The sequence below is a fragment of the Streptomyces sp. NPDC127595 genome (assembly GCF_042671685.1).
Taxonomy (GTDB): domain Bacteria; phylum Actinomycetota; class Actinomycetes; order Streptomycetales; family Streptomycetaceae; genus Streptomyces.
Map to the genome: position 1 here is coordinate 227,090 of NZ_JBHXWK010000002.1, position 25,567 is coordinate 252,656.

Sequence of the window (25,567 nt, forward strand, 5' to 3'; positions counted from 1 at the left end):
TAATTGGCGGCGCTCACTGATGCCATGTGATTTGCGCTCACTCCCAGGGGCGGGAGCGTCGCTGTCAGCTGTGCCGGACCTCCAGCCACCTTTGGGCTCCGCCGCGCGTGTCCGTGGTTGAGGCTGTTTCGCGATGTGGTCGGACCGTGAGGGCACGCTTCGTGGGGGATCGCGCCATCCGGAAGTGGCAGCGATCCAGGGTCGGGATCGAGTCCGTGTGGTACTCGGACGCCATGACGACGTTCATCGTGTCCGTGAAGCCGAACTGCGGATGTCGTCGCATCGTCACCAGTGCGGTCGAGAGGTACGGCTCGATCTCGGGCACCGCGTAACGCCGTACGGCGACGTGGTCGCGGATGTGAGCCACGGCCCAGTGAGCGGCCTCGGGGCCGATCCGCGTGGTCAGCAGATAGTCGCGTTCCGCCAGGACCAGTGGCGTGACCACAAGATGGGCCGCTGCGGCCACCGCCTTGCGGCACTCCGCATGTTTCTCGGTCATCTTCTGGTGGCGGCTGGGCGGAACCGAGGTGACGCGCGACTTGCTCGACCACGTGCTGGAACTCACGGCTCCGCGCAACGTGACGCTTCAGATCATGCCGCTGGACGCCGAGTTCCACGCGTGCCCGGACGGCCCTGTGCAGCTTCTGGAGACGCCAGAGCGTCGGCGGCTCGCGTACTCGGAAGGGCAGCAGAACGGCCGTCTGATCAGCGACGCAAAAGAGGTGAGCCTCCTCTATCAGTGCCATGACACACAGCGCTCGCAGGCCCTGAACCCCCAAGACTCGCGGGGCCTGTTGGAGCGAATGCGAGGAGAACTATGAGCACGACGGAACTCGCCTGGTTCAAGTCCAGCTACAGCGGCACCCAGGGCGACCGTTGCATTGAGGTCGCCGTCGCCGAACAGGCCGTCTGTGTACGGGACTCCAAGGATGTGGCACGCCCTCACTTCGGGGTCGGGTGTGAGGGATGGTCGCGGTTCGTGGGGTTCGTGGGCTCCGATTCGGGGGCCTGAGGCTGACCGGCCTCTCCCGGCGGTGACGCTGTGGCGTACGCCGCCGGGACGCATCGGCCTGCCGGGTGGATCAGTTGGCCAGAGCGACTCGCTCGACGTGGGCGACCTTGACTGAAGCGATGTCGGACGGGCTGTGGGCGCCTTCGAACTCGGCGTACTCGCTGAACTCTCCGGTGTCGGCATCGGTCTTGCCGGCGCCGAGGTGGGTCGCGCTGACGAACGACTGGCCGACGAAGTCGCCGTCCTCGTCGAAGCCGTTGACGATCACGGCGTAGTTGGCGGGTTCGTCGCCCTTGTTAGTGATCTTGTACACGAACTCGTAGGCCGTGCTGGTGTCGCAGTCGTTGTAGGTGAACTCGTCGGTGTCGTCGCATTCCTCACCCTCGTCGAGAAGGCTGTTCTCGCTCTCCGTGACCTTGCCGCCCGAAACCTCGACGTGGCTCATCGCGTCGTCATCACCATCAGCGAGGGCCCACCAGCTGATTCCTCCGCCAACGAGCAGGGCCGCGACAGCGACGATGGCTATGAGGGCGCGCCTGCGGGGGTGACCCTGGGGGCCTGCCGTGCCGGCCGGAGGAACGCTGGGCGGTGCCGTGGGGAATGAGGGCAGGGTGGCGGTTGCCAGGGTCGGGGCCTGGGCCGCAGGTGCGGTCTCGGGTCTGTCGGGTGTGTTGTCGGTCATGTGGTGACTCCTGTCAGGGCGAGGTGGGCCGTGGACTGGTACCGGCGAGCGTGCGGTCGGTTCGGATGGCGTGGCTGGTGCACTCGCTGCTGCGGCGGACGCCGGGCCTGTCAGTGCCGGCTGGCACGTGCCGTCGTCGGGTGGGGCGCGGGCGCCGGCACGTGCAGCAGCCCGCTCGCCGCGGCCACGCTGCGCAGCAGGTCGATCGGATGGTGATGCGGGATCTTGATCCCCGCCCGGCTGGTGAGGAGTGGGCCGCCATGGACCGGGTCGCGGGGCGGGATCCGGTGCGGGAGGTAGGCCTTGACCACGCTGCGGATCACCGCTGGGAGCCGCACGAGACGCTGGTGGCCGCCGGAATCGGACAGGCGCAGGGTCTCGGGGTCGCCGCCGATGTCATGGACGGTCGTGAGGTCGTCGAGGGTGATGCGCAGGATCTCGGCGGACCGAAGGCCCAGGCCGACCTGCAGATAGCCGCAGACGCGGTCCAGGCGGGGCTGGGGTGAGTCGGTCCGGCGGCGCTCGTCGAGGGTGGCCAGCAGGACCGCGGACTGCCAGGGGTCCAGACGGGACGGGGTGAGCTGCGCGGCACTGGTCAGCCGGGGGCCGCGCGCGGCCGGGTTGTACGGGAGCGCGTTCTGGCGTACGGCGTGGGCGTAGAAGGAACGAACTGCCGAGACGCGCTGCGCAGTTGACCTGTGGGGTGCTCCTGGCACGTGCGCCCACAGGGTGATGTGCTGAGCGGCGACTCTGTCCCACCCGAGGCCCTCTTCAGCGCAGTGGGCAAGCCAACGCGCGGCGGAACGACGGTAGTTCTCGCGAACGCGCGCTGGATAGGTGCTTGCCTCCAACCACTCCTGGAGCAACTCCCGAGGTTCCCACCCCGCCATCCGCACCTCCCTTTCCATCATCCCACTGGGGCGGTGCTCGCGTGCGCGATGTGCAGGACATAGCCGCATTGGATATGGGTACGCCTCATGCGTAGTGACTATGCCGAAGGCATTCACGCGATGGGATGACGCACCCCCTCGACCGCCCGCCTCGAAGATCCGGGGCTCATAGGGTCCGCCGGGGTTACCGCGCACGCGGTCACCGCCGCTTGCAGCTGACGATGGGGGTGTGCATGGGCCTGTCCTTCCGCCGGAACGACGACGCGACGACCGGACGCAACGAAGAAACGGGCTTCTCCGTGACGGACGCCGACGCGGAGGAGGTCAAGCGGCGTGTACGAGGACGCCGGCTGGGATTACGCGCCTCCGCCGCCTCCCGTACCACCTGGCTTCCATCGGTTCGGGCTGGCGCATGAGGCACTGGACGACGCTGGATTCACTGACGCGCGCTATGCGAGCCTGCGGGAGAATCCGCCCAGTGGGTGCGTACCCGCCGACTGGGGCTCCTTCGCCCTGGAGTGCGAACGGCCCGGCGCGACACTCCTCGACGCCGTGACGGACACCGTCGCCGAGATCCGTCGCGAGCATGGCCTGGCGATGAACAGCCTCGGTATCGAGAAGCCCGGCGAATGGTTGGACGTCGACAAGGACGGATATGCGGCGGAGATCGTGGCGCATCTGCTGCTGATGGCCGCTCACCGTGCCGCGCTGCTGGGCTACGGCCGTGACGACCTGACGCGTCTGCTCGACGCGGTGAGCGACGACGCAGGCGCGGAGTAGGGGGTCGGCGTCAGCGGGTGCGGGACAAGGGACCGCGGCAGGCCGTCACTCCCCGCCGGCCTGCTTCCCGGCGCCCCCGTACCGCCGCTCGAACTGAGCGATTCGCCCCTCCGAGTCCACTGTCCGCGCCTTCCCGGTGTAGAACGGATGGCTCTCCGAGGAGATCTCGACGTCCACGACGGGGTAGGTCTCGCCGTCGTCCCAGTCGATGGTCCTGTCGCTCGTCGCGGTGGAGCGGGTGAGGAAGGCGTAGCCGGCGGAGCGGTCGCGGAAGACGACGGGGTGGTAGTCGGGCTGCTTGTCCTGCTGCATGGTGGATGCTCCTTGCGGGGGAGTGGTGGGGCCCGGTCAGCCGTACGGCGAGTCCTCGTCGACGATGTGCATCGCGGCTTCCTCGGCGGAGGCCGCGGCGCCGTCGATCCCTACGTCCGTGGCGAAGAGCTCGCTCTCCTCGTCCTCGTGGGCTCCTTCGTCGGGAGCCACGAGACGCCCGGAGCGGAGCGTGCCCACCTCATTGTCCAGAGGTTCGCCGTCGCTGCTCTCCCAGTCGCCGATGCCGTCACCGCTGGGTGCGGCGATGTCGGGGACTTCTTCCGCGAGACGCTCGTCCAGGGTCTCGCCCTGGTGGCGTTCCGCGGCGGTCACCCCGGAGTGCTCCACGGCCCATGGCCGCTCCGGCGGGGACCAGCCCCGGTCGAGGGGGTCACCGACGCCGTCCGCGTCAAGGGTGTCCTCGGCGTCGAGCAGCCCCGCGTCGTCCTGCACCTCGGATCCGTCGGGCTGGTAGACGTCGTCTCCCCATCCGTCGGAGCTGTCCACGGCTACCTCCAGGTGATGCGGGCCGGGCCCGGTAGCGCCGCGCTCGACGGCGGGCGCGCGGGCCGCTGGACACAGGCGCCGTCCGGTGCGAACCGGGTGGTTTCCGGGGATTCCCCGGGCCGGTGTCCACGTCCAGCCTTCCACCCCCTTTCGGCACCGCGCAACGCCACACGGTCCGACCATGTGCGCCCATGGGCGTCCAAGGGCGCACACGGCCCGGCCCGGCCCGCTCGCTCACCCGTGCCAGGACCGCCACAGCGCCGCGTACGCACCGTCGGCGGCGACCAACTGGTCGTGGCCGCCGAGTTCGCTGATGCGGCCGTTCTCGACGACGGCGATGATGTCCGCGTCGTGAGCGGTGTGCAGCCGGTGGGCGATGGCGACCACGGTGCGGCCGTCGAGGACGCGGGCCAGGGAGCGTTCCAGGTGACGGGCCGCGCGCGGGTCCAGGAGCGAGGTCGCCTCGTCCAGGACCAGCGTGTGCGGATCGGCGAGCACCAGCCGGGCCAGCGCGATCTGCTGGGCCTGGGCCGGAGTCAGGGCCAGCCCGCCCGAGCCGACCTCGGTGTCCAGGCCGTCGTCCAGGGCCTGGGCCCAGCCGTCCGCGTCGACCGCGCCGAGTGCCGCCCACAGCTCGGCGTCGACGGCGCCCGTCCGGGCGAGCAGCAGGTTGTCGCGCAGGGAGCCCACGAAGACGTGGTGCTCCTGGTTGACCAGGGCCACGTGGGAGCGCACCTCCTCGGCGGGCATCCGCGACAGCTCAGCGCCGCCAAGAGTGATCCGGCCGTCCCGGGGTGCGTAGATCCCGGCGAGCAGCCGGCCCAGTGTGGACTTGCCCGCGCCGGACGGGCCCACCAGGGCGAGCCGGGTGCCGGGTGCGACCGCCAGGGAGACGTTCCGCAGGACGTCCACGCCTGCGCGGTAGCTGAAGTGCACCTGGTCCGCGTGCACGTCACGCCCGTCCGGAGCCACCCCGGGATCGCCCGCGGCGGGCTCGATGTCCCGGACACCGACCAGACGGGCCAGCGAGACCTGGGCGACCTGCAGCTCGTCGTACCAGCGCAGGATCAGTCCCACCGGGTCGACGAGCATCTGCGCGATGAGCGCGCCTGTCGTCAGCTGGCCCACGCTGATCCAGTCCTGGAGGACGAAGACCCCGCCGATCATCAGGACCGAGCAGAGGACGGTGACGTGGGTGATGTTGACGATGGGGAAGAGCACCGAGCGCAGGAAGAGCGTGTAGCGCTCCCAGGAGGTCCACTCCTTGACCCGGCGGTCCGACAGGTCGATGCGGCGCTTGCCCAGCCGGTGGGCCTCGATGGTGCGCCCGGCGTCCACGGTTTCGGCGAGGACTCCGGCCACGGCGGCGTAGCCGGCGGCCTCCGAGCGGTAGGCGGAGGGCGCGCGCTTGAAGTACCAGCGGCAGCCGACCACCAGGAGCGGTACGGCGATCAGCACGGCGGGGGCGAGCGGCGGCGCAGTCACCGCGAGTCCGCCCAGCAGCAGCGCAGCCCACACCACGCCGATGGCGAGCTGGGGCACGGCCTCGCGCATCGCGTTGGCGAGCCGGTCGATGTCCGTGGTGATGCGGGACAGCAGGTCGCCCGTTCCGGCCCGCTCCAGCACGCCGGGCGGCAGCCCCACCGACCGTACGAGGAAGTCCTCGCGCAGGTCGGCCAGCATCCGCTCGCCGAGCATGGCGCCGCGCAGCCGCACCTGGCGTACGAACACGGTCTGTACGACAAGGGCGAGAACGAACAGCGCGATCGTGCGCTCGAGATGGAGGTCACGCGCCTGGTCCGAGACCCCCTCGACGACCGAGCCCAGCAGGTAGGGCCCGGCCATCGAGGCCACGACGGCCACGGTGTTGACGGTGACGAGCAGCAGGAAGGCCCGGCGGTGCCGTTGGAACAGTTCGGCCACGTAGGCGCGTACGGTCGCGGGGGCGCCGACGGGCAGCGTGTTCGCCGTCGTCGGGGCCGCCGGATCGTACGCCGGTGGCGCCAGGCCGATCATGCGGTCTCCTCGATTTCTTCCAGTACGTCTTCGAGTACGTCTGCGTCGATCTCGTCCAGCGCGGCTTCCGCTTTGAGTACGGCCGCCAGTGCGCCGCCCGCCGGGGCCTCCTCGTCGGTCTCCCGGGTCACCACGGCCCGGTACCGCGGCTCGCTGTGCAGCAGCTCGCGGTGTACGCCGACCGCCGCGACCGAGCCTTCGTGCACCAGCACGACCCGGTCGGCGTGGTCCAGGAGCAGCGGCGAGGAGGTGAAGACCACGGTGGTGCGGCCGGTGCGCAGGGCGCGGACACCGTCGGCGATCCGTGCCTCGGTGTGCGAGTCGACGGCGGAGGTCGGCTCGTCGAGGACGAGCACCTCGGGGTCGGTGATCAGCGACCGGGCCAGCGCGAGACGCTGGCGCTGGCCGCCCGACAGGGAGCGGCCACGCTCGGTGACGTGGGCGTCCATCGGGTCCTCCGCGTCCAGCGACCCCTCGCCGAGCGCGTCCAGCACGTCACCGCACTGCGCGGCCGCCAGCGCGTCGGCGGCGCTCACCGCGCCCGACGAGGGCACGTCGAGCAGTTCGCGCAGCGAGCCGGACAACAGCACCGGGTCCTTGTCCTGGACGAGGACGGCGGTGCGGGCGGAGTCGAGAGGCAGTTCGTCCAGCGGTACTCCGCCGAGGAGCGCCGAGGTGCCCTCGACCCCGGGATGTCCGCCCAGCCGCTCGGCGAGCAGTCCCGCCGCGTCCGGGTCGCCGCACACCACCGCGGTGAGTCGCCCGGCGGGCGCGAGCAGCCCGGTCGCGGGGTCGTACAGATCCCCGGCAGGCACCTCTGCCGATCGTGACCCGGCGCTGTCCATGGCGCGTTCGAGAGCCAGCACCCGGGCGGCTCGCTTGGCGGACGGGCGTGAGAAGGAGTACGCCATGGCGATCTCCTCGAAGTGCCGCAGCGGGTAGCTGAGCAGCATGACAGCGCTGTACACGGTGACCAGTTCGCCGACCGTGATCCGGCCGTCGCGGGCCAGACCCACGCCGTGCCAGATGACGGTGATCAGCAGCAGACCGGGCAGCAGCACCTGGATCGCCGAGATCAGCGACCACATCCGGGCACTGCGTACGGCCGCGTGGCGGACTTCCTGGGAGGCGCGGCGGTAGCGGTCGAGGAAGAGTTCCTCGCCGCCGATGCCGCGCAGTACCCGCAGGCCCGCGACGGTGTCGGAGGCCAGCTCGGTGGCACGGCCGGCCTTCTCGCGCTGGAAGTCGGCGCGCCGGGTGGCGCGGGGGAGCAGCGGCAGCACGGCGAGCGCCAGGACGGGCACGCCCACGGCGACTAGCACGCCCAGTGCCGGCTGGTAGACGACCAGACCGACGCAGACCAGCACGACGGTGAGTGCCGCCGCCGTGAACCGGGAGACCGCCTCCACGAACCAGCCGATCTTCTCGACGTCACCGGTGGAGACCGCGACGACCTCGCCGGCCGCGACCCGGCGGGTGAGCGCGGAGCCGAGCTGGGCGGTCTTGCGGGCCAGCAGTTGCTGGACACGTGCGGCGGCCATGATCCAGTTGGTGACCGCCGCGCGGTGCAGCATGGTCTCGCCCAGCGCGATGCCCACGCCGCACAGCACCATCACTCCGCCGGTAAGGGCCAGCCGGGTACCCGAGCGGTCGACGACGGCCTGGACGGCGAGGCCCACGCAGAACGGCAGCGCGCAGACCGACACGAAGTGCAGCAGTCCCCAGGCGAGGGCCTTGAACTGCCCGCCGAGCTGGTTCCGGCCGAGCCACCACAGGAAACGGGGACCCGAGCGCGCGTCGGGCACCCCGGGGTCGGGGTACGGAAGGTCTTGAATCTGCATGACGTCCCAGTGGCTCGTGTCAGAGGTGGAGGAACCGTGGAGTCGCAGTCGATCGACCGCGGAGCTCGGCAACTGTCGGCAACAAACCGTGAAAGGTTCGCGTCGTAGCGTGGTCGAAAGCAAACGATTTTCCGCCCCAGGGCAAGGAATCGGCCGCAGCCTTCTGCCGTACACCGGAACGGCGTCGCACTGCCGTGGTGACGGCTGACAAGACGGACCTGAGGGTCCCGGCGAGGCGGGTGTGAAGGGAGGGGCCATTGCGGCAGGCGCCAACTCCCCGTAGAACACCGCCCATGAGAAGACGGATCATCATGTCCATGCTTTCCGGAGTGACCCTCCTGGCGAGCACGCTCCTGGGAGCGAGCCCGGCGTCCGCCGCCCAGTCCGCCGACCCGCCCGCCGAGTTCGGCACCGACTGGCACGACCCGCTGACCGCGGCCCCGCCCGTCAGCAAGCCCGACACGCGGTCATGTGAAGTCACCGTCGCCCAGGCGCAGTTCAAGGACTTCACACCGTACGAGGGCAGCTACGCACCGCCCGGCGACTGCGGTGACCGCTGGAGCAAGGTCGTGCTGCGGCTCGACGGCAACGTCAAGGGACGGCAGTACGACCGTCTCGGCTACCTGCACATCGGCGGCGTCGAGGTCTTCCGTACGTCGACTCCCCAGCCCTCGCCCGACGGCATCGAGTGGTCGGTCGAGAAGGACGTCACGCGGTACAGCGACACCCTGCGCGCGGCACAGCCCGTCGAGATGCTTATCGGCAACGTCGTCGACGGCACATACACCGGCATCATCGACGTCAAGGTCACGCTGACCTTCTACGCCGCCGAGGGCACCGCCAAGCAGAGCGCAGCCGCGACGCCCGACCGCGTCCTCACCCTCCAGGACGGCGCCCTCACCACGCCGCGCAACAGCGAGCGCATCGTCGCCGAGGTGTACGCGACCGGGTCAGGCGGCGGCTGCGAGGAGTACTGGTATCTGACGGTGCCCGCATCCGCGCCGTACTCCTGCGAGGCCGACAACGGCCCCTACCGGGAAGTGCAGATCAAGGTCGACGGCCAACTCGCCGGTATCGCAGAGCCGTTCCCGACCGTGTGGACGGGCGGCTGGTCCAACCCCTTCCTCTGGTACGTGATTCCGGGGCCGCGCGCTTTTGACATCAAGCCCATCGAGTACGACCTGACGCCGTTCGCGGGACTCCTCAACGACGGCCGCCCGCACCGGATCGACGTCTCCGTCGTGGGTGTCCCCGAGGGGCAGACCGGCTGGAGCGCCCCGGTCAACGTGCTTGTCTGGCAGGACGCGAAGAAGGAGCACGTGAGCGGTGCGCTGACGGAGGTCAAGGCGGGCACCCTCGCCAACTCCTCGACGTACACACCCGGTTCGGAACACCGGCTGGACACCGAAGGCAGCCACCGGCTGACGGTGGCCGGGTACGTGGACACCTCGCACGGCCGGGTGAAGACCACGGTGAGCCGCAAGCTGGCGAACACCTCCGTGCACCGCTGGACCGATGGTGAGAACACGGACGGGCTCACGGCCACCTGGACCGACGACGAGATGGTCACCGTCGACGGTCGGGGGCCGGCCACCGTGACCCGCACGCAGCGGACGTACACGATGGACGGAACCACCACGCTGGGCGCGGACGACCGGCTGCGCACCGTCCTGACGCTCGGCGACCGGGCGGCGGTCGACGAGAAGCGCGGCGGGCGGCGCACCTCGTGGTCACGGCTCGACGACACCTACGCGGGCGACACGACGTATACGGCGAACGTGCCGCGCGACCAGCGCCACGCGGTCGGTTCGACGAGTGAGCGCTACCGGCTGTACGGCTCGGCCGGGTGCCACGACCGTGCCCTGGCCACCGTGCAGGGCGTACTGACCGAGGACCGCAGCGGCTGCTGAGGCGGCAGCGGTCCCCGGGGAGGCCTCCGTGGCACGTCCATGATTTACCTGGACGTGACACGGAGGTCTCCGGTGGAATCAATCACTCCTCAATAGTGATCACCGCGGAAGCACCTTTCCGCATACCAGAAGTCTGCTCGGAGGAGTGCCCGTGCCGCCGTCTGTACCGTCCCCGCGACGCGTCGCACACATACTGCGTACCTCACTGTTCGCGCAGGTCGCCTGCGCGCTGGTGCTCGGAATCATCGTCGGAAAGCTGTGGCCGGGGACGGCCGCGGAACTCCAGCCGCTCGGCGACGGTTTCACCCGGCTCATCAAGACGATCATCTCGCCGCTGGTGTTCTGCGTGGTCGTCGTCGGCATCGCGAAGGCCGGTGATCTCAAGGCGTTCGGCCGGATCGGTCTCAAGGCGCTGATCTGGTTCGAGGTCGCGAGCACGGCCGCCCTGGTCATCGGTCTCGTCGCCGCCAACGTCGTTCAGCCGGGCTCGGGCATGAATGTCGACCCGTCCACGCTCGACACCTCGGCGGTCGACGCGAAGACCGGTGGCGGTTCACTGCCGTCGACGACGGATTTCGTCCTCAACGCGCTTCCCACCAGTTTCATCGGCGCCTTCGCGGAGAACGAACTCCTCCAAGTCCTCATCCTGGCCTGCCTGGTGGGCGCCGCGCTGCTGCACCTGGGGCACACCAGGGTGCCGCAGGTACTGCCCGCCATCGAGCAGGCCCAGGAGATCATCTTCGCGGTCGTCGGCTTCATCATGCGGCTCGCCCCGATCGCGGTGTTCGGCGCGATGGCCGTCCTCATCGGCCAGTACGGGCTCGGCGTGATCGAGACGTACGCCAAGCTGATCATCCTGTGCTACGCGGCCGCCGCACTCTTCGTCGCGCTGCTCGGTGTCGCGCTCAAGGCGGTCACCGGGCTCAGCCTCTGGAAGTTTGTCCGGTACATCCGTGAGGAGCTCCTCCTCGCGCTCGGCACCGCCTCCACCGAGTCGGTCATGCCGCGGGTGATGCAGAAGCTGCGCCGGGCCGGCGCCCGTGACGACGCCGTGGGTCTGGTGCTGCCGACGGGCTACTCCTTCAACCTCGACGGCGCCTCGCTCTACCTGTCCATCGGCACGCTGTTCATCGCGCAGGCCGTGGGCGTGGACCTGAGCCTGGGCCAGCAGATCACCGTGATCCTCGTGCTCATGCTGACCAGCAAGGGCATGGCGGGCATTCCCGGTTCGGCCTTCCTCGCGCTGTCCGCGACAGCGTCCTCCCTTGGGGCCATCCCGGCCGGCGCCGTCGCCCTGCTCCTGGGTGTCGACCGCATCATGGACTCGATGCGCGTCGTGACGAACCTGCTCGGCAACTGCGTCGCGGTATTCGCCGTGTCCCGCTGGGAGGGCGCGCTGGACGCGGACCGGGCGAGGAAGGTGCTGGACGGGGAGATCGTGTTCGGGGAGGAAGGCGAGGCGGAGGACCCGGAGAACCCGGCGACGCCGGTACAGGAGCCTCAGTTGGCCGAGATCGACGTACCGGCACAGGCCGCCAGGGTCGATGTACCGGCACAGGCCGGCGGGGTCGACGTACCTGAACAGGCGGCGGAGGCAGACGCACCCGCTCCGACGGCCAAGGAGCCCGCAGCCGAGGTCAGTTGACCGAAACAGGCAGCCAACACGGGCCGCGTTGCCGACTTCAGTAGTACGGAGTCGGCAACGCGGCCCGATCCGTGTGTGGCACCACCGCGTGGTGTCGGGGGGACCTCAGCAGCCATGCCCCCGTGCCGGCACCCCGTCCACCAGTGTGTTCAGCAGTCCGCCGAGCACCTCGCGCTGGTCGTCCGTCAGGGGAGCGAGGATCTCGTCCGCGGCTGATCGACGCGCGGCGCGCAGCTCGCCCAGTGCCTTGCGGCCCTCGTCCGTGACCTCGATGCGGATCACCCGCCGGTTGCTGGGATCGGGGACCCGGCGCACCATGCCGCTCGCCTCCAGACCGTCGACCAGAGTGGTCACGGCGCGGGGCACCACCTCCAGGCGCTCGGCCAGATCGGCCATGCGGGGCGGTGAGCCGTAGTGCGCGAGCGTGCGCAGCAGGCGGGACTGGGCCGGTGTGATGCCCAGCTCGCGATGCTCCAGATGGCGCTTCTGGATGCGGTGCACTCGGCGCGTCAGCCGCAGGAGCTGCTCGGCGAGCAAGCCGTCGACATCGGGGGTGGTCATGCGGGAACAATATCAGGACCTTGTTCATTGTGAGTATAGGTAACAGTGAGCTATGCTCCGCCGAGCATCGCGAATTTTCCGCAAGTCTTGATCGGTGCTCACTGCCACTGCTCGCTGATCACCACAATTCATCGTCGTCTCACCTCCCGTAGGAGCCCATGCGTCCCGACCGACCCACCTGGACCCCGTCACCTGCTGACGAAGAACCGTTGCGCGCTGACGGCGACCGGCCACGTGCCGGCAGAGACCGACCGCGCTTCGACAAGGAGCAGCCGCGGCAGGTGCGGCGCATTCTGAAGCTGTTCCGGCCCTATCGGGGCCGTCTCGGGATCGTCGGCCTGCTGGTCGGTGCCGCGTCCCTCGTCTCCGTCGCCACGCCCTTCCTGCTGAAGGAAATCCTGGACGTGGCGATCCCGCAGGGCCGCACCGGTCTGCTGAGTCTGCTCGCGCTCGGCATGATCCTCAGCGCGGTCGTCACCAGCATCTTCGGCGTACTGCAGACCCTGATCTCCACGACCGTCGGCCAGCGCGTCATGCACGACCTGCGCACCGCCGTCTACGGCCGGCTCCAGCACATGTCGCTCGCCTTCTTCACCCGGACCCGCACCGGCGAGGTCCAGTCCCGCATCGCCAACGACATCGGCGGCATGCAGGCGACCGTCACCTCCACCGCCACCTCGCTGGTCTCCAACCTCACCAGCGTCGTCGCCACGATCGTGGCGATGCTCGCGCTGGACTGGCGGCTCACCGCCGTCTCGCTGCTCCTGCTGCCGGTCTTCGTCTGGATAAGCCGCCGGGTCGGCCGCGAGCGCAAGAAGATCGCCACGGAGCGCCAGAAACAGATGGCCACGATGGCCGCCACCGTCACCGAGTCCCTCTCCGTCAGCGGCATCCTGCTCGGCCGCACCATGGGCCGTGCCGACTCCCTCACGAAGTCCTTCGGAGACGAATCCGAGCGCCTTGTCGACCTCGAGGTGAGGTCGAACATGGCGGGCCGCTGGCGTATGGCCGTCATCACCATCGTCATGGCCGCCATGCCCGCCGTCATCTACTGGACCGCCGGCATCGCCTTCCAGCTCGGCGGTCCGACCGTGTCGATCGGCACACTCGTCGCCTTCGTCTCGCTCCAGCAGGGCCTCTTCCGCCCGACGGTCAGCCTGCTGTCCACCGGTGTGCAGATCCAGACCTCGCTCGCGCTCTTCCAGCGCATCTTCGAGTACCTCGACCTCCCCATAGACATCACCGAGCCGGACAACCCCGTCCACCTCGACCGGGTCAAGGGCGAGATCCGCTTCGAGGATGTCGAGTTCCGCTACGACGACAGAAGCGGCCCGATCCTCGACGGCATCGACATCACCGTCCCCGCGGGCGGCAGTCTCGCCGTCGTCGGCCCGACCGGTGCCGGCAAGTCCACGCTCAGCTACCTGGTACCGCGGCTGTACGACGTCACGGGCGGGCGGGTCACACTCGACGGGGTTGATGTCCGCGACCTGGGCTTCGACACGCTCGCGCGCGCGGTCGGCGTCGTCTCCCAGGAGACGTACCTCTTCCACGCCTCGGTTGCCGAAAACCTGCGCTTCGCCAAGCCGGACGCCACCGACGAGGAGTTGCGGGCGGCGGCGCAGGCGGCCCAGATCCACGACCACATCGCGTCCCTGCCGGACGGGTACGACACGGTCGTGGGCGAGCGCGGCCACCGGTTCTCGGGTGGCGAGAAGCAGCGCCTCGCGATCGCCCGCACCATCCTGCGGGACCCGCCGGTGCTCATCCTCGACGAGGCGACCAGTGCCCTGGACACCCGTACGGAGCACGCCGTGCAGGAGGCCATCGACGCGCTGTCGGCCAACCGGACCACGCTCACCATCGCGCACCGGCTGTCCACCATTCGGGGGGCCGACCAGATCGTGGTCCTCGACGCCGGTCACGCGGTCGAACGGGGCACGCACGAGGAGCTGTTGGAGCAGAACGGGCGCTATGCCGCCCTCGTCCACCGGGACGCCCAACTGGAGCCTACAAGATGACGATATGTCGGGTTTATATGCATTAACGGGTTACCGTTCCCGCATGCAGATGAACACTCCGCCACGGAAGATGATTCGACTGACGCGCCGGGGCCGGGGCGCCCTTATCGCGACCGGAGCTGTCGTGGCGGCCACCGCCGTGGCGGTGCCGCTGCTGCGCATGGGAGGCGAGGAAGCGCCGCCCGCGGCCCTCGTGATCCCGGAGGGCTGGCGCTCGGGCCAGATCTACGACGCCGTCGACAAGGTTCTCCGGATCCCGCCGGGCACCGCCAAGAAGTCGCTCGGGAAGGCCAACCTGAAGCTGCCGAACGACGCGGAGGGCAACCCGGAGGGATACCTCTTCCCTGCGACGTATCCGATCGACAAGAAGTCGACTCCGGAGTCACTGCTGACCTTCATGGTCAGCACAGCGAACGAGAAGTTCAACAAGGCTCCGATCGCGGCCGGGTCGCAGCGCAACGCGATGAACGTCTATCAGGCGGTTACCATCGCGAGCATTGTCCAGGCCGAGGCGGCGACCAAGGAGGACATGGGGAAGGTGGCCCGGGTCATCTTCAACCGCCTGGAGAGGGGCATGCCGCTGCAGATGGACTCCACCATCAACTACGCGCTGAACCGTTCCACCCTGGACACGAGCCAGAACGACACGAAGATCAGCAGCCCCTACAACTCGTATCAGCGCATGGGTCTGCCGCCGACCCCGATCGCAAACCCCGGCGAGGAGGCGATGCGCGCGGCGATCTCTCCGACACCGGGTGACTGGCTGTACTTCGTCACGGTCAAGCCGGGCGACACGCGCTTCACGGCCAGCTACGAGGAGCACTTGAAGAACGTCGCCGAGTTCAACCAGAACCGGAAGAGCTCCTCGACCTCCCCGAGTCCGACCCACTGAGCCGTCGTAAGGGGCATCAGGCGGCGACCGGGGCTCCCGCCAGCAGCCGCCTGATGTCCCGGACCGCGGCGCGGCCGGCCCGGTTGGCGCCGATGGTGCTTGCCGAGGGGCCGTACCCGACGAGGTGGATTCGCGGATCGGCGACCGCACGCGTCCCCTCGACACGGATGCCGCCGCCCGGCTCGCGCAGTCGCAGGGGTGCCAGATGGTCGATGACAGGCCGGAAGCCGGTCGCCCAAAGGATGACATCGGCGTCCACGTGACGCCCGTCGTCCCACGCGACACCGTCCGGAGCGATCCGGTCGAACATCGGCTGCCGGTCCAGGACTCCGTCCTGCAGAGCCTGCCGGATCGCGTCGTTCAGCGGGAGTCCGGTCACCGAGACGACGCTCATCGGCGGCAGCCCCTGACGGACCCGCTCCTCGACCAGTGCCACGGCCTCCCGGCCGAACTCCTCGGTGAAGGGCCCCTCACGGAAGACGGGCGGACGGCGCGTCACCCAGGTGGTTCCGGCCGCGTACGGGGCGATCTCCATCAGATGCTGCGTGCCGGACGCGCCGCCGCCCACGACGATCACCCGCAGTCCGGCGAACTCCTGGGGACCGGGGTACTGCGCCGTGTGCAACTGCCGCCCGCGAAAGGTCTCCTGACCGGGATAGCGAGGCCAGAACGGCCTGTCCCAGGTGCCCGTGGCGTTGATCAGCGCGCGGGCCGACCAGTTCCCGGCCGAGGTTTCCACGAGCAGCCGGTTCCGCGAGCCCTCGCGCACGGCGCGTACGTCGACCGGGCGGCGTACCCGCAGGCCGAAGGCGTGCTCGTAGGCGTCGAAGTACTCCGCGATGACCTCGGCCGACGGGCGTGCCGGGTCCGCCTCCGTCAATTCCATGCCGGGCAGGGAGTGCATCCCGTGCACCTTGCCGTACGTCAGCGAGGGCCAGCGGAACTGCCAGGCGCCGCCCGGACGCGGGGCGTGGTCGAGGGTCACGAAGTCCCGCCCGGGCTCGAAGCCGGTGCGTCGCAGGTGGTAGGCGCTGGACAGGCCGGCCTGCCCGGCGCCGACCACCACGACGTCGATATCCGTGGCGTCCGTGATGTCCCGGGCATACATGGCATCCGTGATGTCCGTGGCATCCGTGCCGGCCTCGGCGTCGACTTCGCGTGCTGGTACCCCGGTGTCGTTCACGCTCCTACTAACCGGACCGGGGTCCGGGATCTTCCCGGCGGACCCAGTGACGGCTACGACTCTGTGGCGGGGGCCAGTCGCAGTCGTGGACGGCCGCAGGTCCCTGTCGAAGCAGGTGCGAGACCGGCGTATGAGCGAGGATTGCGGCATGTCCGATGCCTTCACCACCCGAGTCCTGAACGTCGCCACCGGTTCCTCGGAGACGGTCGTCGACCTCACCCGCGACTGCGAGGCCTTCCTCAGGGAGGCGGCAGCCGGCCGCGACGGCCTTCTGAACGTCTTCGTGCCCCACGCGACCGCCGGCATCGCGATCATCGAAACCGGCGCCGGCAGCGACGACGATCTCCTCGCGGCCCTGCACTCCCTGCTCCCCGCGGACGACCGCTGGCAACACCGCCACGGCAGCCCTGGCCACGGTCGAGACCACGTACTCCCCGCCCTCGTCCCACCCCACGCGACGCTGCCCGTGGTGGGCGGGAGGCTGGAGCTGGGGACGTGGCAGTCGGTGTGTCTGGTGGACATCAATCGCGACAATCCGGACAGGTTGGTTCGGCTGTCGTTCCTTGGGTGAGACGTGGTGTCACGACCGACCGCGGACGGATGCTCGACACGGCCAACGGCCGAGCAGCGCGTCGCCTGCTGCGCCGCTCCGGCGAATCGCCACAGCTGGGAAGCGATTCGGTGTCAGGCGGCTGAGCGATGTCCGGATCACACCAGTCGCTTTCAACTTGTTTGGTGTCAGGCGGAGTTGACGCCCGGCGTGCGGGTGGCTTTGGGCTCTGCTCGGGCCGGGAACTGGCCGCGAACTTGCGTTCAAGGGTCTGCCGTGGAGGTGTCGACGGATTGTGCGGTCCTTGGCGAGGAAGTGTCCTGGACGCGCCAGGGATCATGCGGCCCCGGCAGGCACCAGATGTCGTGAACGTCGATCACGGCTCCACGGCTCCATGGCCAGGGCCACGATGGTCCCACCAGGGCCGACTACGTGGCGTCAGCGCGGAGTGATCGCCGCTTCGGCCGCCGTCTTGATCCGGGAGCCGAAGCCGTCGGCGTCCTTGCGCGCGGCGGCGAGTGCGACGCCGACGAGGAGCTTGCCCAGCCCGTGGCCTTCGAGGACGTTGAAGATACGGACTCGGGTTCTGCCGTCGGCCAGCGGCTCCAAGTCGTAGCCGCCCTCGCGTGCCGTCACGGTGTTCTTCGACTCCTCGGCCCAGCGGATCTTGACCGGGGCTTCGAGCGCGGTGATGCGGAACTCCCTGCCGGTCTTCATCCCGGCGTCCTTGACGGTGCTCCGGAAGATGGTGCCCACGCTGGTCGGGGCGTCGGGGGTCCGCTCGATCTTGAGTACGCGGGGGCTGAACTGTGGGTCGTTACGTCCGTCGGCGAGGTAGGCGAACACCTCCTCGACGGGCCGATCGACCTCGACCGTCGCTTCGAACTGTCCTGACATGGGGACTCCTGATGCGTCGAGCCGCAACGCCGCGGGCCCCCTCCGGCAGACGGCCGTTGGATCTTCGGACCGGGTGATCTCGGGGCCGCGAGGGGAGCTTCCTTCGCACGCGCGCGAAGGAACGCGAGGGCCGCGCCGTACCGCCCGTCCTGTCGTAGCGGCACAGCGACCCTACGGGACCGCCGCGCTTCTCGCGCGGCGAGCGACGCGACCAGTCATGAACCTCGACCACCCGGCCATGAACCTCGACGGCACGGTGTGGGCCCCGCCTGGGCCTCGGCGCCCCCGCCAATCCCTGTCCGTCGAGGAACCCGGCACCCGGCGCGATTGTCACAGTCCGCCCCGATGCCCGCACGGACGTCATTTTCATTGACACCGAGGCATCGGCGAAGGTACATACCAATCACCCATGAGAGAGCGCTCTCAGAACCCTTAGGAACCTACTGCGCGCTCACTCAGGACTGCCAGGCAGCACGTCAGGATCCACAGGACCCCGCCCTGTTGAGGAGACACCATGCCGAGCAACCCCACGTGGCCGGCGCATCGGCAGCCGACCCCGCACAAGCCAAGACCCCCGCTTGTCATAGCGACGTTGGTCGCCCTACTCGCGGCTCTCCTGGTCTCCGTGGCCCAACCCCAGGCCCACGCGGTCGACACCCTGCTCTCGCAGGGGAAGCCGGCCACCGCCTCGTCCACCGAGGCGGCGGGAACCCCCGCCTCGGCCGCCGTGGACGGCTCCACCACCACACGATGGTCCAGCGCCTTCAGCAACCCGCAGTGGCTTCAGGTGGATCTCGGTGCCACGGCGCAGATCAGCCAGGTGGTCCTCAACTGGGAGGCCGCCTACGGGACCGCCTTCCAGATCCAGACCTCCGCCAACGGCACCACATGGACCTCGATCTACTCCACCACCACCGGCACGGGTGGCGTGCAGACGCTCAACGTCACCGGCTCGGGACGGTACGTCCGCATGTACGGCACCGCGCGGGCCACCCCGTACGGCTTCTCGCTCTGGGAGTTCCAGGTCTACGGCACCGGCGGAACGACGCCCCCGCCGGACTCCTTCTGGGGTGACACGAGCGCCATCCCGAACCCCCAGAACGCGGTCACGGTGGCGATCCTCAACCGGACCAACGGCGCCTACCCGGACAGCCAGGTGTACTGGAGCTACAACGGCCAGACGCACTCCATCGCCGAGCAGCGCTACTTCGACATGCCCGCCAACTCGGCCGGCCGGATGTACTTCTACGTCGGCTCACCGACCAGCCAGTACTACGACTTCATCGAATTCACCGTCGGCGGCGGCGTGTTCAACGGCAACACCACCCGCGTGGACGCCTACGGCCTGCCCCTCGCGATGCGACTGCACTCCTATGACGGCTACGACGTCCAGGTCGGGGAGACCCAGGCCTTCTTCGCCAAGTCCCGCACCCAGGTCTTCCAAGACTTCATCAACGCCGTGCCGCAGGAGTTCAAGGTGCTGGCGCAGAGCCAGGCCCCGTACCGCATCATCGCCCCGGGCAGCGACGCGAGCTTCAAGCCCGGCGGGGTGAACGCGAACTACTTCACCTCCTACGCCCAGTCGGTCGGCGTCAACGAGACGACGCAGTACATCTTCGGCTGCGCCGGCAGCATGGCGAGCAACCCCAACATGTGCGCGGCGCTCAACCGGCATGTGGCCACCCTGCCGTCCTCGGGCCAGGCGGACCCCAACCAGTACTACCTGTCGGCCCCGGCCAACTACTACGCCAAGTTCTGGCACGACAACGCCATCAACAAGCTCGCCTACGGCTTCCCCTACGACGACGTCGCGAGCCAGTCGTCCTTCATCTCCCACGCCAACCCGCAGTGGCTGTCGGTGGCCGTCGGCTTCTGACGGAGGCAGTCAGTCCGTCCTTGCCCGTACGTTGCTTGCCGCAACGCCCGGGCGGGGGCGGGCGCACGTACGCCTGAGGCATGTTGGCCTGCCCGGAAATATTGCCGAGGCGGTGCGCCGGACGGCGAGAGACACTCATGCTCATGGATGACACAAGACGCTTCAGCCGGGCGGCAGTTGAGTGGGCGGCCGGGCGTACCCACGCCGCACCGGCGGCGCAGGAACTGGCCGCCGGCCTGCGCATGGTGGTACTCGTCGAAGGCGTCAGCGACCAGGCCGCCCTCGAAGCGCTCGCCGCGCGCCGCGGCCGGGATCTCGACGCGGAGGGCATCGCGATCGTGCCGCTGGGGGGTGCGATGAGCATCGGCAGGTTCCTGAAGCTCTTCGGCCCGCGGGGTCTCGGACTGCGGCTGGCGGGGCTCTGCGATGCCGGCGAGGAGCCCTACTTCCGGCGCAGCCTGGAGCAGGCGGGACTCGGCTTCAGTGCCTTCTACGTCTGTGAGGCCGACCTCGAGGACGAGCTGATCCGTGCGCTCGGCGCCGACTCGGTCCAGCAGGTCGTCGAGGAACAGGGCGAGTTGCGCTCGTTCCGTACCTTCCAGAAGCAGCCGGCCCAGCGTGAGCGCACCGTGGAGCAGCAGCTTCGGCGCTTCCTCGGCACGCACAGCGGCAGGAAGGCGCAGTACGCACGCGCGCTCGTGGAGCAGCTCGATCCGGCCCGCGTGCCACGGCCCCTGGAACTCCTGCTCGCGGATGCGGCCACCTGATACCTCGGAGGATGCCCCCGGCTCTCAGGACGGGGAGTAGCCTCGGGCTCACCCACCTCCATCTCCGTTTGATCCCCGCCGGCTCCTCCTGGGCGGTGGCGACCGTCTTTCCGCTGCCCCGTCCAGGTGAAACCCCCGCCCCGCCGGGCGCGAAACACCTGACGGCGGTGCCGGATCGGCATCGTGTCGGGCGTCGTCCGTACCGGACCCCAGGAGGAAACGCATGCTTGGCACAGAGTTCCGTACCGGATCGCCCAACTGGATCGACCTCGGCAGTCCCGACACGACCGGCGCCGCCACCTTCTACGGCAGCGTCTTCGGCTGGGACTTCGTCTCCGCCGGGCCCGATGCCGGAGGGTACGGGTTCTTCCAGAAGGACGGTAAGACCGTCGGCGCGCTCGGGCCCCTGACCGAGCAGGGTGCCCCGTCGTCCTGGACGACGTACTTCAAGACCGACGACATCCAGGAGACCGCCGGGCAGGTCGTCGCGGGTGGTGGCTCCGTGCGTGCCGAGCCCATGGATGTCATGGGCGAGGGCTGGCTGGCCCAGTTCACCGACTCGCAGGGCGCGAAGTTCGCCGTATGGCAGCCCGGGAAGACCCAGGGCCTGGAGAAGGCGTCCGAGGACAACACGCTGCTGTGGGTCGAGCTGCACGTCCCGGACCCGGTCCGCGCCATCGCCTTCTACAACAGCCTGTTCGGCTGGCGGTCCGAGGAGATGCAGGCACCCGGAATGACCTACCGCGTGCTCAGCATCAAGGACGGCGATCAGCAGGACGGCTCCTTCGGAGGCGTGGCGCCGCTCCAGGAGGGGCAGCAGGAGGCGCGCTGGGTGCCGTACTTCGCCGCCGCCGATGCCGATGACTTCGTCACGGCAGTGGAGGGTAACGGCGGGTCGGTGCTCATGCCCGCTGCCGACGTGCCCGACGTCGGCCGGATCGCGTGGCTGGCCGACCCCTACGGCGCGGAGTTCGCCGTACTGAAGCCGGACCCGCGCCAGGGCTAGCGGTACTCGGTCATCGGCTCGGCGTCGGAGTCCATGTCGGGAGACGCGGCTGACAAAGGTGTCCCGAGCGGGGCCTGCGCTGCCCGGAGGACGTCTCGCTGGTCGGGTTCAACGACATGCAGTTCGCCGACGAGTTCCAGCCGCCGCTGACCACCGTGCATGTACCGCACCTGGATCTGGGGGCGTAGGCCGAGCGGCTGGCCGACGGCACCATCGTCCACGCGGGCGAGGAGGCGGACGCCGAGCTGCTCCGGGCGCTGCGGCGGCGGGGGCGGCAACTTCGGGGCCGTCACCGAGTTCACGCTGGCCACCCACCCCCTCACGGACGTTCTGCTCGGGCAGGCCGTCTTCCTGCTCGACGATCTCCCGCAGTCGCTGGCGCACTACGTCTCCACCATGGAGGCCGCTCCGGACGAGCTGACCGCCATCTGCATCATCTGTGCGGCGCCGCCGATACCCGGCGTACCGCAGGAGGTCGTCGGCCGCCCGGTCGTCATGATCAACGCGGTGTGGTCGGGCGACCTGGACGCGGGGGTCGAACCGATAGGGCTGCTCGTCAACAACGGTGCGCCTGTGGTGCGGATGTCCTACGTCGCCGTGCAGTCCATGCGGGACGACCTCCATCCGCACGGCCGCCGCAACTACAGGAAGTCCCGCTACCTCGACCGCGTCGACGAAACGGCGATCAAGGCCCTGCTGGAGGCAGGCCGACGGCTGCCGGGACAGCACTTCCAGACCGACCTTGAAACCACCGGGTCCCAGCTGACCTGGGGAAACGGTCGCAGTGAGTGGGCGTTCGTCCGGGCGCATGTCTGTCCGCCTTTCGGCGGGTGGACACGTGCCTTTTGCTGCCCTGGCATCGGCATCGACGGCTTGCCGCACCCCCCGGCGCACAGCCGCACAGACCGGTCAGGATTCAAGAAGCGCCGGTCAACGCGGCGGAGCTAGCGTGAAGGGCATGGACATCGCGGTTCACGTGAGGTCCTCTCCGAGCCAGACAGTCCCAGCCCCACCGGGTCGATGAGACCCATGACTTCAGGAGTGACCATGACCAGCTCTGCCACCCAGGGAATCAAGACCGTGCTGCACCCCGTGTCCGACCTGACGAAGGCCAAGGCGGTGTACGCCGCGCTGCTCGGCGTCGAGCCGACGACCGACGAGTCCTACTACGTCGGCTTCGAGGTCGAGGGTCAGCACATCGGGCTGGTGCCGGGCGGTGACCCGGAGGCCTCACCGGTGGCCTACTGGCACGTGCCGGACATCGAGGCGAAGCTGGCCGAGGTGATCGCCGCGGGGGCCACCGTGAAGGAGCCCGCGCACGATGTCGGTGGCGGCCGTCTGGTGGCCACGGTCGTCGACCCCGACGGCAACGTCCTCGGGCTGCTTCAGGACAAATGAGCTCCGAGCCCCCGCTCCCGGCGTCGTCGTACTGCCGCTGGAGCGGGGAGACGGGTTCGTCGCGTACGCCGGTCCGGTCCAGGCGCGCCGACCACGCCGTACCGCAGGTGGGTCGGACGTCCTGGGCGGGTGTCCGCCGGTCGGTCCGACACCTCGGCCCGGCGTGCCACCCCGGCCGGCACCGCTGATCGGACAGGCGCCGGACCGTTGCCCGTGACCGCGCCGACGAAGTAGAACCAGACGTACTGTTCGAAGCCGGTCAGATCCGAGCCAGGCGACGACGGGGCCGTGACGGCGGCTCCGCCCGACAGATGGAGACGCGATAAGCATGGTCACGAAGAAGGACACGCAGTCGCCTGCGCCGCATCTTGCCGACAGCCACGACATGATCCGCGTGCACGGCGCGCGTGTGAACAACCTCAAGGACGTCAGCATCGAGATCCCGAAGCGCCGGCTGACGGTGTTCACCGGCGTCTCCGGCTCGGGCAAGAGCTCGCTGGTGTTCAACACGATCGCCGCGGAGTCGCAGCGGCTGATCAACGAGACCTACAGCGCCTTCCTCCAGGGCTTCATGCCGACGCTGGCGCGGCCCGAGGTCGACGTACTCGACGGACTGACCACCGTGATCACCGTCGACCAGCAGCGGATGGGTGTCGACCCCCGCTCCACGGTCGGCACCGCCACCGACGCGAACGCGATGCTGCGCATCCTCTTCAGCCGGCTCGGCAAACCGCACATCGGCCCGCCGAGCGCGTACTCCTTCAACACCGCCTCGGTCCGGGCGAGCGGTGGGATCACCGTCGAGCGCGGTGCCGACAAGACCAAGACCGTGAAGGCGACCTTCAACCGCACCGGTGGCATGTGTACGCGCTGCGAGGGCCGGGGTGCGGTCTCCGACATCGACCTCACGCAGCTCTACGACGACTCCAAGTCGCTGGCCGAGGGCGCCTTCACCATCCCCGGCTGGAAGTCGGACAGCCAGTGGACCGTGCAGGTCTACGCCCAGTCCGGCTTCGTCGACCCGGACAAGCCGATCCGCGAGTACTCCAAGAAGGAGTTGCGGGACTTCCTCTACGGGGAGCCGGTCAAGGTCAAGGTCAACGGCGTCAACCTCACCTACGAAGGGCTGATCCCCAAGATCCAGAAGTCGTTCCTGTCCAAGGACAAGGAAGCCCTGCAGCCGCACATCCGCGCGTTCGTGGAGCGGGCGGTCACCTTCACCACCTGCCCCGAGTGCGACGGCACCCGGCTCAGCGAGGGGGCCCGGTCCTCGAAGATCAAGAGGATCAGCATCGCCGACGCCTGCGCGATGGAGATCCGCGACCTGGCCAAATGGATCCGCGGCCTCGACGAGCCGTCGGTGGCGCCGCTGCTCACCGCGTTGCAGCAGACCCTCGACTCGTTCGTGGAGATCGGCCTCGGCTACCTCTCGCTAGACCGGCCCTCCGGCACGCTGTCGGGCGGTGAGGCGCAGCGCGTCAAGATGATCCGCCACCTCGGCTCCTCGCTCACCGACGTCACGTACATCTTCGACGAGCCCACCATCGGCCTGCACCCGCATGACATCCAGCGGATGAACGACCTGCTGCTGCGGCTGCGCGACAAGGGCAACACGGTGCTCGTCGTCGAGCACAAGCCGGAGACGATCGCGATCGCCGACCACGTCGTCGACCTCGGCCCCGGCGCCGGTACGGGGGGCGGCACCGTCTGCTTCGAGGGCACCGTCGAGGGGCTGCGGACCGGCGGCACCATCACCGGCCGGCACTTCGACGACCGAGCCGGCCTCAAGGACTCGGTGCGCAAGCCGACCGGGACGCTGGAGATCCGCGGCGCGTCGACGCACAACCTCCGGGATGTCGACGTCGACATCCCGCTCGGGGTGCTGGCTGTCGTCACCGGCGTCGCGGGCTCCGGCAAGAGCTCGCTGGTGCACGGGTCGATCCCGGCCGGCGAGGGTGTCGTGTCGGTCGACCAGGGTGCGATCCGCGGCTCGCGGCGGAGCAACCCGGCGACGTACACGGGACTGCTCGAACCGATCCGCAAGGCGTTTGCCAAGGCCAACGGCGTCAAGCCGGCCCTGTTCAGCGCCAACTCCGAGGGCGCCTGCCCCGCCTGCAACGGCGCCGGCGTGATCTACACCGATCTGGGGATGATGGCCGGCGTCGCCACCACCTGCGAGGACTGCGAGGGGAAGCGGTTCGACGCGTCGGTCCTCGAGTACCGCTTCGGCGGGCGTGACATCAGTGAGGTGCTCGCGATGTCGGTGACCGAGGCCGAGGAGTTCTTCGGCGCCGGCGAGGCGCGTACGCCGGCCGCGCACGCCATCCTCGGCCGGCTCGCCGACGTCGGGCTCGGCTACCTCAGCCTCGGACAGCCGCTCACCACGCTGTCCGGCGGTGAGCGACAGCGCCTCAAGCTGGCCACCCACATGGCGGAGAAGGGCGGGGTCTACGTCCTCGACGAGCCCACCGCAGGGCTCCACCTCGCCGACGTCGAGCAGTTGCTCGGCCTGCTGGACCGGCTCGTCGACTCCGGCAAGTCGGTCATCGTCGTCGAGCACCACCAGGCGGTCATGGCACACGCCGACTGGATCATCGACCTCGGCCCCGGCGCCGGACACGACGGCGGCAAGATCGTCTTCGAGGGCACACCTGCCGACCTCGTCGCCGCCCGGTCCACCCTCACGGGCGAGCACCTCGCGGGGTACGTCGGCGACTGAGGCAGGCAGGTACTCGCGGGCACGGCCGGGGCGTGCTCAACGGGCGCATAGGGGACGTACTCAAAGAGCACCGCGGGGATGTGTTCCGTAGCGTCCCCACGG

Annotated in this window: 24 protein-coding genes and 1 pseudogene; 15 read left to right on the forward strand and 10 right to left on the reverse strand. The window is 69.3% G+C overall.

What is annotated here, in order from left to right; all coding sequences use genetic code 11:
* Nucleotides 1-64: 64 nt before the first annotated feature.
* Entirely contained in the window at nt 65-499 is a 435-nt protein-coding gene (locus ACFVKT_RS07495) for a VapC toxin family PIN domain ribonuclease (RefSeq protein ID WP_385729974.1), read from the reverse strand.
* Nucleotides 500-509: 10 nt separating this feature from the next.
* Between ACFVKT_RS07495 and ACFVKT_RS07500 the strand changes: the two are divergent.
* Both ACFVKT_RS07500 and ACFVKT_RS07505 read left to right on the forward strand, forming a co-directional pair.
* Nucleotides 510-821 (forward strand): annotated as a pseudogene (locus ACFVKT_RS07500) (Scr1 family TA system antitoxin-like transcriptional regulator); the annotation flags it as partial.
* Entirely contained in the window at nt 818-1,012 is a 195-nt protein-coding gene (locus tag ACFVKT_RS07505; protein WP_385728599.1) for a DUF397 domain-containing protein, read from the forward strand. The pseudogene ACFVKT_RS07500 and the gene ACFVKT_RS07505, both read left to right, overlap by 4 nt.
* A 70-nt stretch (nt 1,013-1,082) precedes the next feature.
* Here the strand turns inward: ACFVKT_RS07505 and ACFVKT_RS07510 are convergent, their stop codons facing one another.
* Entirely contained in the window at nt 1,083-1,694 is a 612-nt protein-coding gene (locus tag ACFVKT_RS07510; RefSeq protein WP_385728600.1) for a hypothetical protein, read from the reverse strand.
* 110 nt (nt 1,695-1,804) lie between these two features.
* Nucleotides 1,805-2,653: a site-specific integrase gene (locus ACFVKT_RS07515; protein ID WP_385728601.1), complete on the reverse strand. Its 849-nt coding sequence runs from the start codon at nt 2,651-2,653 to the stop codon at nt 1,805-1,807.
* 264 nt (nt 2,654-2,917) lie between these two features.
* On the opposite strand from ACFVKT_RS07515, the gene ACFVKT_RS07520 reads away from it, so the two are divergent.
* Complete coding sequence (locus ACFVKT_RS07520) at nt 2,918-3,364, forward strand: hypothetical protein (protein ID WP_385728603.1); 447 nt, start codon at nt 2,918-2,920, stop codon at nt 3,362-3,364.
* Nucleotides 3,365-3,409: 45 nt separating this feature from the next.
* On the opposite strand, the gene ACFVKT_RS07525 is transcribed toward ACFVKT_RS07520, so the two are convergent.
* From ACFVKT_RS07525 to ACFVKT_RS07540, 4 genes are all read right to left on the reverse strand, one after another.
* Nucleotides 3,410-3,676: a type B 50S ribosomal protein L31 gene (locus tag ACFVKT_RS07525; RefSeq protein ID WP_385728605.1), complete on the reverse strand. Its 267-nt coding sequence runs from the start codon at nt 3,674-3,676 to the stop codon at nt 3,410-3,412.
* A gap of 36 nt (nt 3,677-3,712) precedes the next feature.
* The gene (locus ACFVKT_RS07530; protein ID WP_385728607.1) at nt 3,713-4,183 is read right to left on the reverse strand and encodes a DUF5709 domain-containing protein; all 471 of its coding nucleotides are present in this window, start codon (nt 4,181-4,183) and stop codon (nt 3,713-3,715) included.
* A gap of 234 nt (nt 4,184-4,417) precedes the next feature.
* Nucleotides 4,418-6,199: an ABC transporter ATP-binding protein gene (locus tag ACFVKT_RS07535; protein WP_385728609.1), complete on the reverse strand. Its 1,782-nt coding sequence runs from the start codon at nt 6,197-6,199 to the stop codon at nt 4,418-4,420.
* Complete coding sequence (locus ACFVKT_RS07540) at nt 6,196-8,040, reverse strand: ABC transporter transmembrane domain-containing protein (RefSeq protein ID WP_385728611.1); 1,845 nt, start codon at nt 8,038-8,040, stop codon at nt 6,196-6,198. The genes ACFVKT_RS07535 and ACFVKT_RS07540 overlap by 4 nt, the downstream gene beginning before the upstream one ends.
* Nucleotides 8,041-8,333: 293 nt before the next feature.
* Between ACFVKT_RS07540 and ACFVKT_RS07545 the strand changes: the two genes are divergently transcribed.
* Both ACFVKT_RS07545 and ACFVKT_RS07550 read left to right on the forward strand, forming a co-directional pair.
* Complete coding sequence (locus ACFVKT_RS07545; protein ID WP_385728613.1) at nt 8,334-9,950, forward strand: peptide-N4-asparagine amidase; 1,617 nt, start codon at nt 8,334-8,336, stop codon at nt 9,948-9,950.
* A gap of 151 nt (nt 9,951-10,101) precedes the next feature.
* A complete protein-coding gene (locus tag ACFVKT_RS07550; RefSeq protein ID WP_385728615.1) occupies nt 10,102-11,595 on the forward strand; it encodes a cation:dicarboxylate symporter family transporter in 1,494 nt (497 codons plus the stop codon).
* 105 nt (nt 11,596-11,700) lie between these two features.
* Here ACFVKT_RS07550 and ACFVKT_RS07555 read toward each other — a convergent pair whose 3' ends face one another.
* Nucleotides 11,701-12,156 carry a MarR family winged helix-turn-helix transcriptional regulator gene (locus tag ACFVKT_RS07555; protein WP_385728617.1) on the reverse strand — a complete coding sequence of 152 codons (456 nt, stop codon included), beginning with the start codon at nt 12,154-12,156 and terminating at the stop codon, nt 11,701-11,703.
* Between the two features lie 158 nt (nt 12,157-12,314).
* On the opposite strand from ACFVKT_RS07555, the gene ACFVKT_RS07560 reads away from it, so the two are divergent.
* Complete coding sequence (locus tag ACFVKT_RS07560; protein ID WP_385728619.1) at nt 12,315-14,177, forward strand: ABC transporter ATP-binding protein; 1,863 nt, start codon at nt 12,315-12,317, stop codon at nt 14,175-14,177.
* 43 nt (nt 14,178-14,220) lie between these two features.
* Nucleotides 14,221-15,069, forward strand: a complete 849-nt coding sequence (mltG, locus tag ACFVKT_RS07565; protein ID WP_385728621.1) for an endolytic transglycosylase MltG — start codon at nt 14,221-14,223, stop codon at nt 15,067-15,069.
* 16 nt (nt 15,070-15,085) lie between these two features.
* On the opposite strand, the gene ACFVKT_RS07570 is transcribed toward mltG, so the two are convergent.
* Entirely contained in the window at nt 15,086-16,177 is a 1,092-nt protein-coding gene (locus ACFVKT_RS07570; RefSeq protein WP_385729897.1) for an NAD(P)-binding domain-containing protein, read from the reverse strand.
* A 223-nt stretch (nt 16,178-16,400) separates the two neighbouring features.
* Here ACFVKT_RS07570 and ACFVKT_RS07575 point away from each other — a divergent pair, with 223 nt between their 5' ends.
* Nucleotides 16,401-16,823 carry a secondary thiamine-phosphate synthase enzyme YjbQ gene (locus tag ACFVKT_RS07575; protein WP_385728623.1) on the forward strand — a complete coding sequence of 141 codons (423 nt, stop codon included), beginning with the start codon at nt 16,401-16,403 and terminating at the stop codon, nt 16,821-16,823.
* A gap of 417 nt (nt 16,824-17,240) precedes the next feature.
* Here ACFVKT_RS07575 and ACFVKT_RS07580 read toward each other — a convergent pair whose 3' ends face one another.
* Nucleotides 17,241-17,699 (reverse strand): SRPBCC family protein, encoded by a 459-nt coding sequence (locus tag ACFVKT_RS07580; protein ID WP_385728625.1) that lies wholly within the window; start codon nt 17,697-17,699, stop codon nt 17,241-17,243.
* Nucleotides 17,700-18,213: 514 nt separating this feature from the next.
* On the opposite strand from ACFVKT_RS07580, the gene ACFVKT_RS07585 reads away from it, so the two are divergent.
* From ACFVKT_RS07585 to ACFVKT_RS07615, 7 genes are all read left to right on the forward strand, one after another.
* Entirely contained in the window at nt 18,214-19,575 is a 1,362-nt protein-coding gene (locus tag ACFVKT_RS07585) for a beta-1,3-glucanase family protein (RefSeq protein ID WP_385728627.1), read from the forward strand.
* 143 nt (nt 19,576-19,718) lie between these two features.
* Nucleotides 19,719-20,342, forward strand: coding sequence for a TOPRIM nucleotidyl transferase/hydrolase domain-containing protein (locus ACFVKT_RS07590; RefSeq protein ID WP_385728629.1), 624 nt, complete (start codon nt 19,719-19,721; stop codon nt 20,340-20,342).
* 223 nt (nt 20,343-20,565) lie between these two features.
* Nucleotides 20,566-21,348 carry a VOC family protein gene (locus ACFVKT_RS07595; protein WP_385728631.1) on the forward strand — a complete coding sequence of 261 codons (783 nt, stop codon included), beginning with the start codon at nt 20,566-20,568 and terminating at the stop codon, nt 21,346-21,348.
* Between the two features lie 98 nt (nt 21,349-21,446).
* Nucleotides 21,447-21,536: a hypothetical protein gene (locus ACFVKT_RS07600; protein WP_385729899.1), complete on the forward strand. Its 90-nt coding sequence runs from the start codon at nt 21,447-21,449 to the stop codon at nt 21,534-21,536.
* Nucleotides 21,508-22,296, forward strand: a complete 789-nt coding sequence (locus ACFVKT_RS07605; protein WP_385728633.1) for a hypothetical protein — start codon at nt 21,508-21,510, stop codon at nt 22,294-22,296. The genes ACFVKT_RS07600 and ACFVKT_RS07605 overlap by 29 nt, the downstream gene beginning before the upstream one ends.
* Before the next feature lie 99 nt (nt 22,297-22,395).
* Nucleotides 22,396-22,746 (forward strand): VOC family protein, encoded by a 351-nt coding sequence (locus tag ACFVKT_RS07610; protein ID WP_385728635.1) that lies wholly within the window; start codon nt 22,396-22,398, stop codon nt 22,744-22,746.
* Between the two features lie 328 nt (nt 22,747-23,074).
* Entirely contained in the window at nt 23,075-25,465 is a 2,391-nt protein-coding gene (locus tag ACFVKT_RS07615; RefSeq protein WP_385728637.1) for an ATP-binding cassette domain-containing protein, read from the forward strand.
* Nucleotides 25,466-25,567 lie beyond the last annotated feature (102 nt).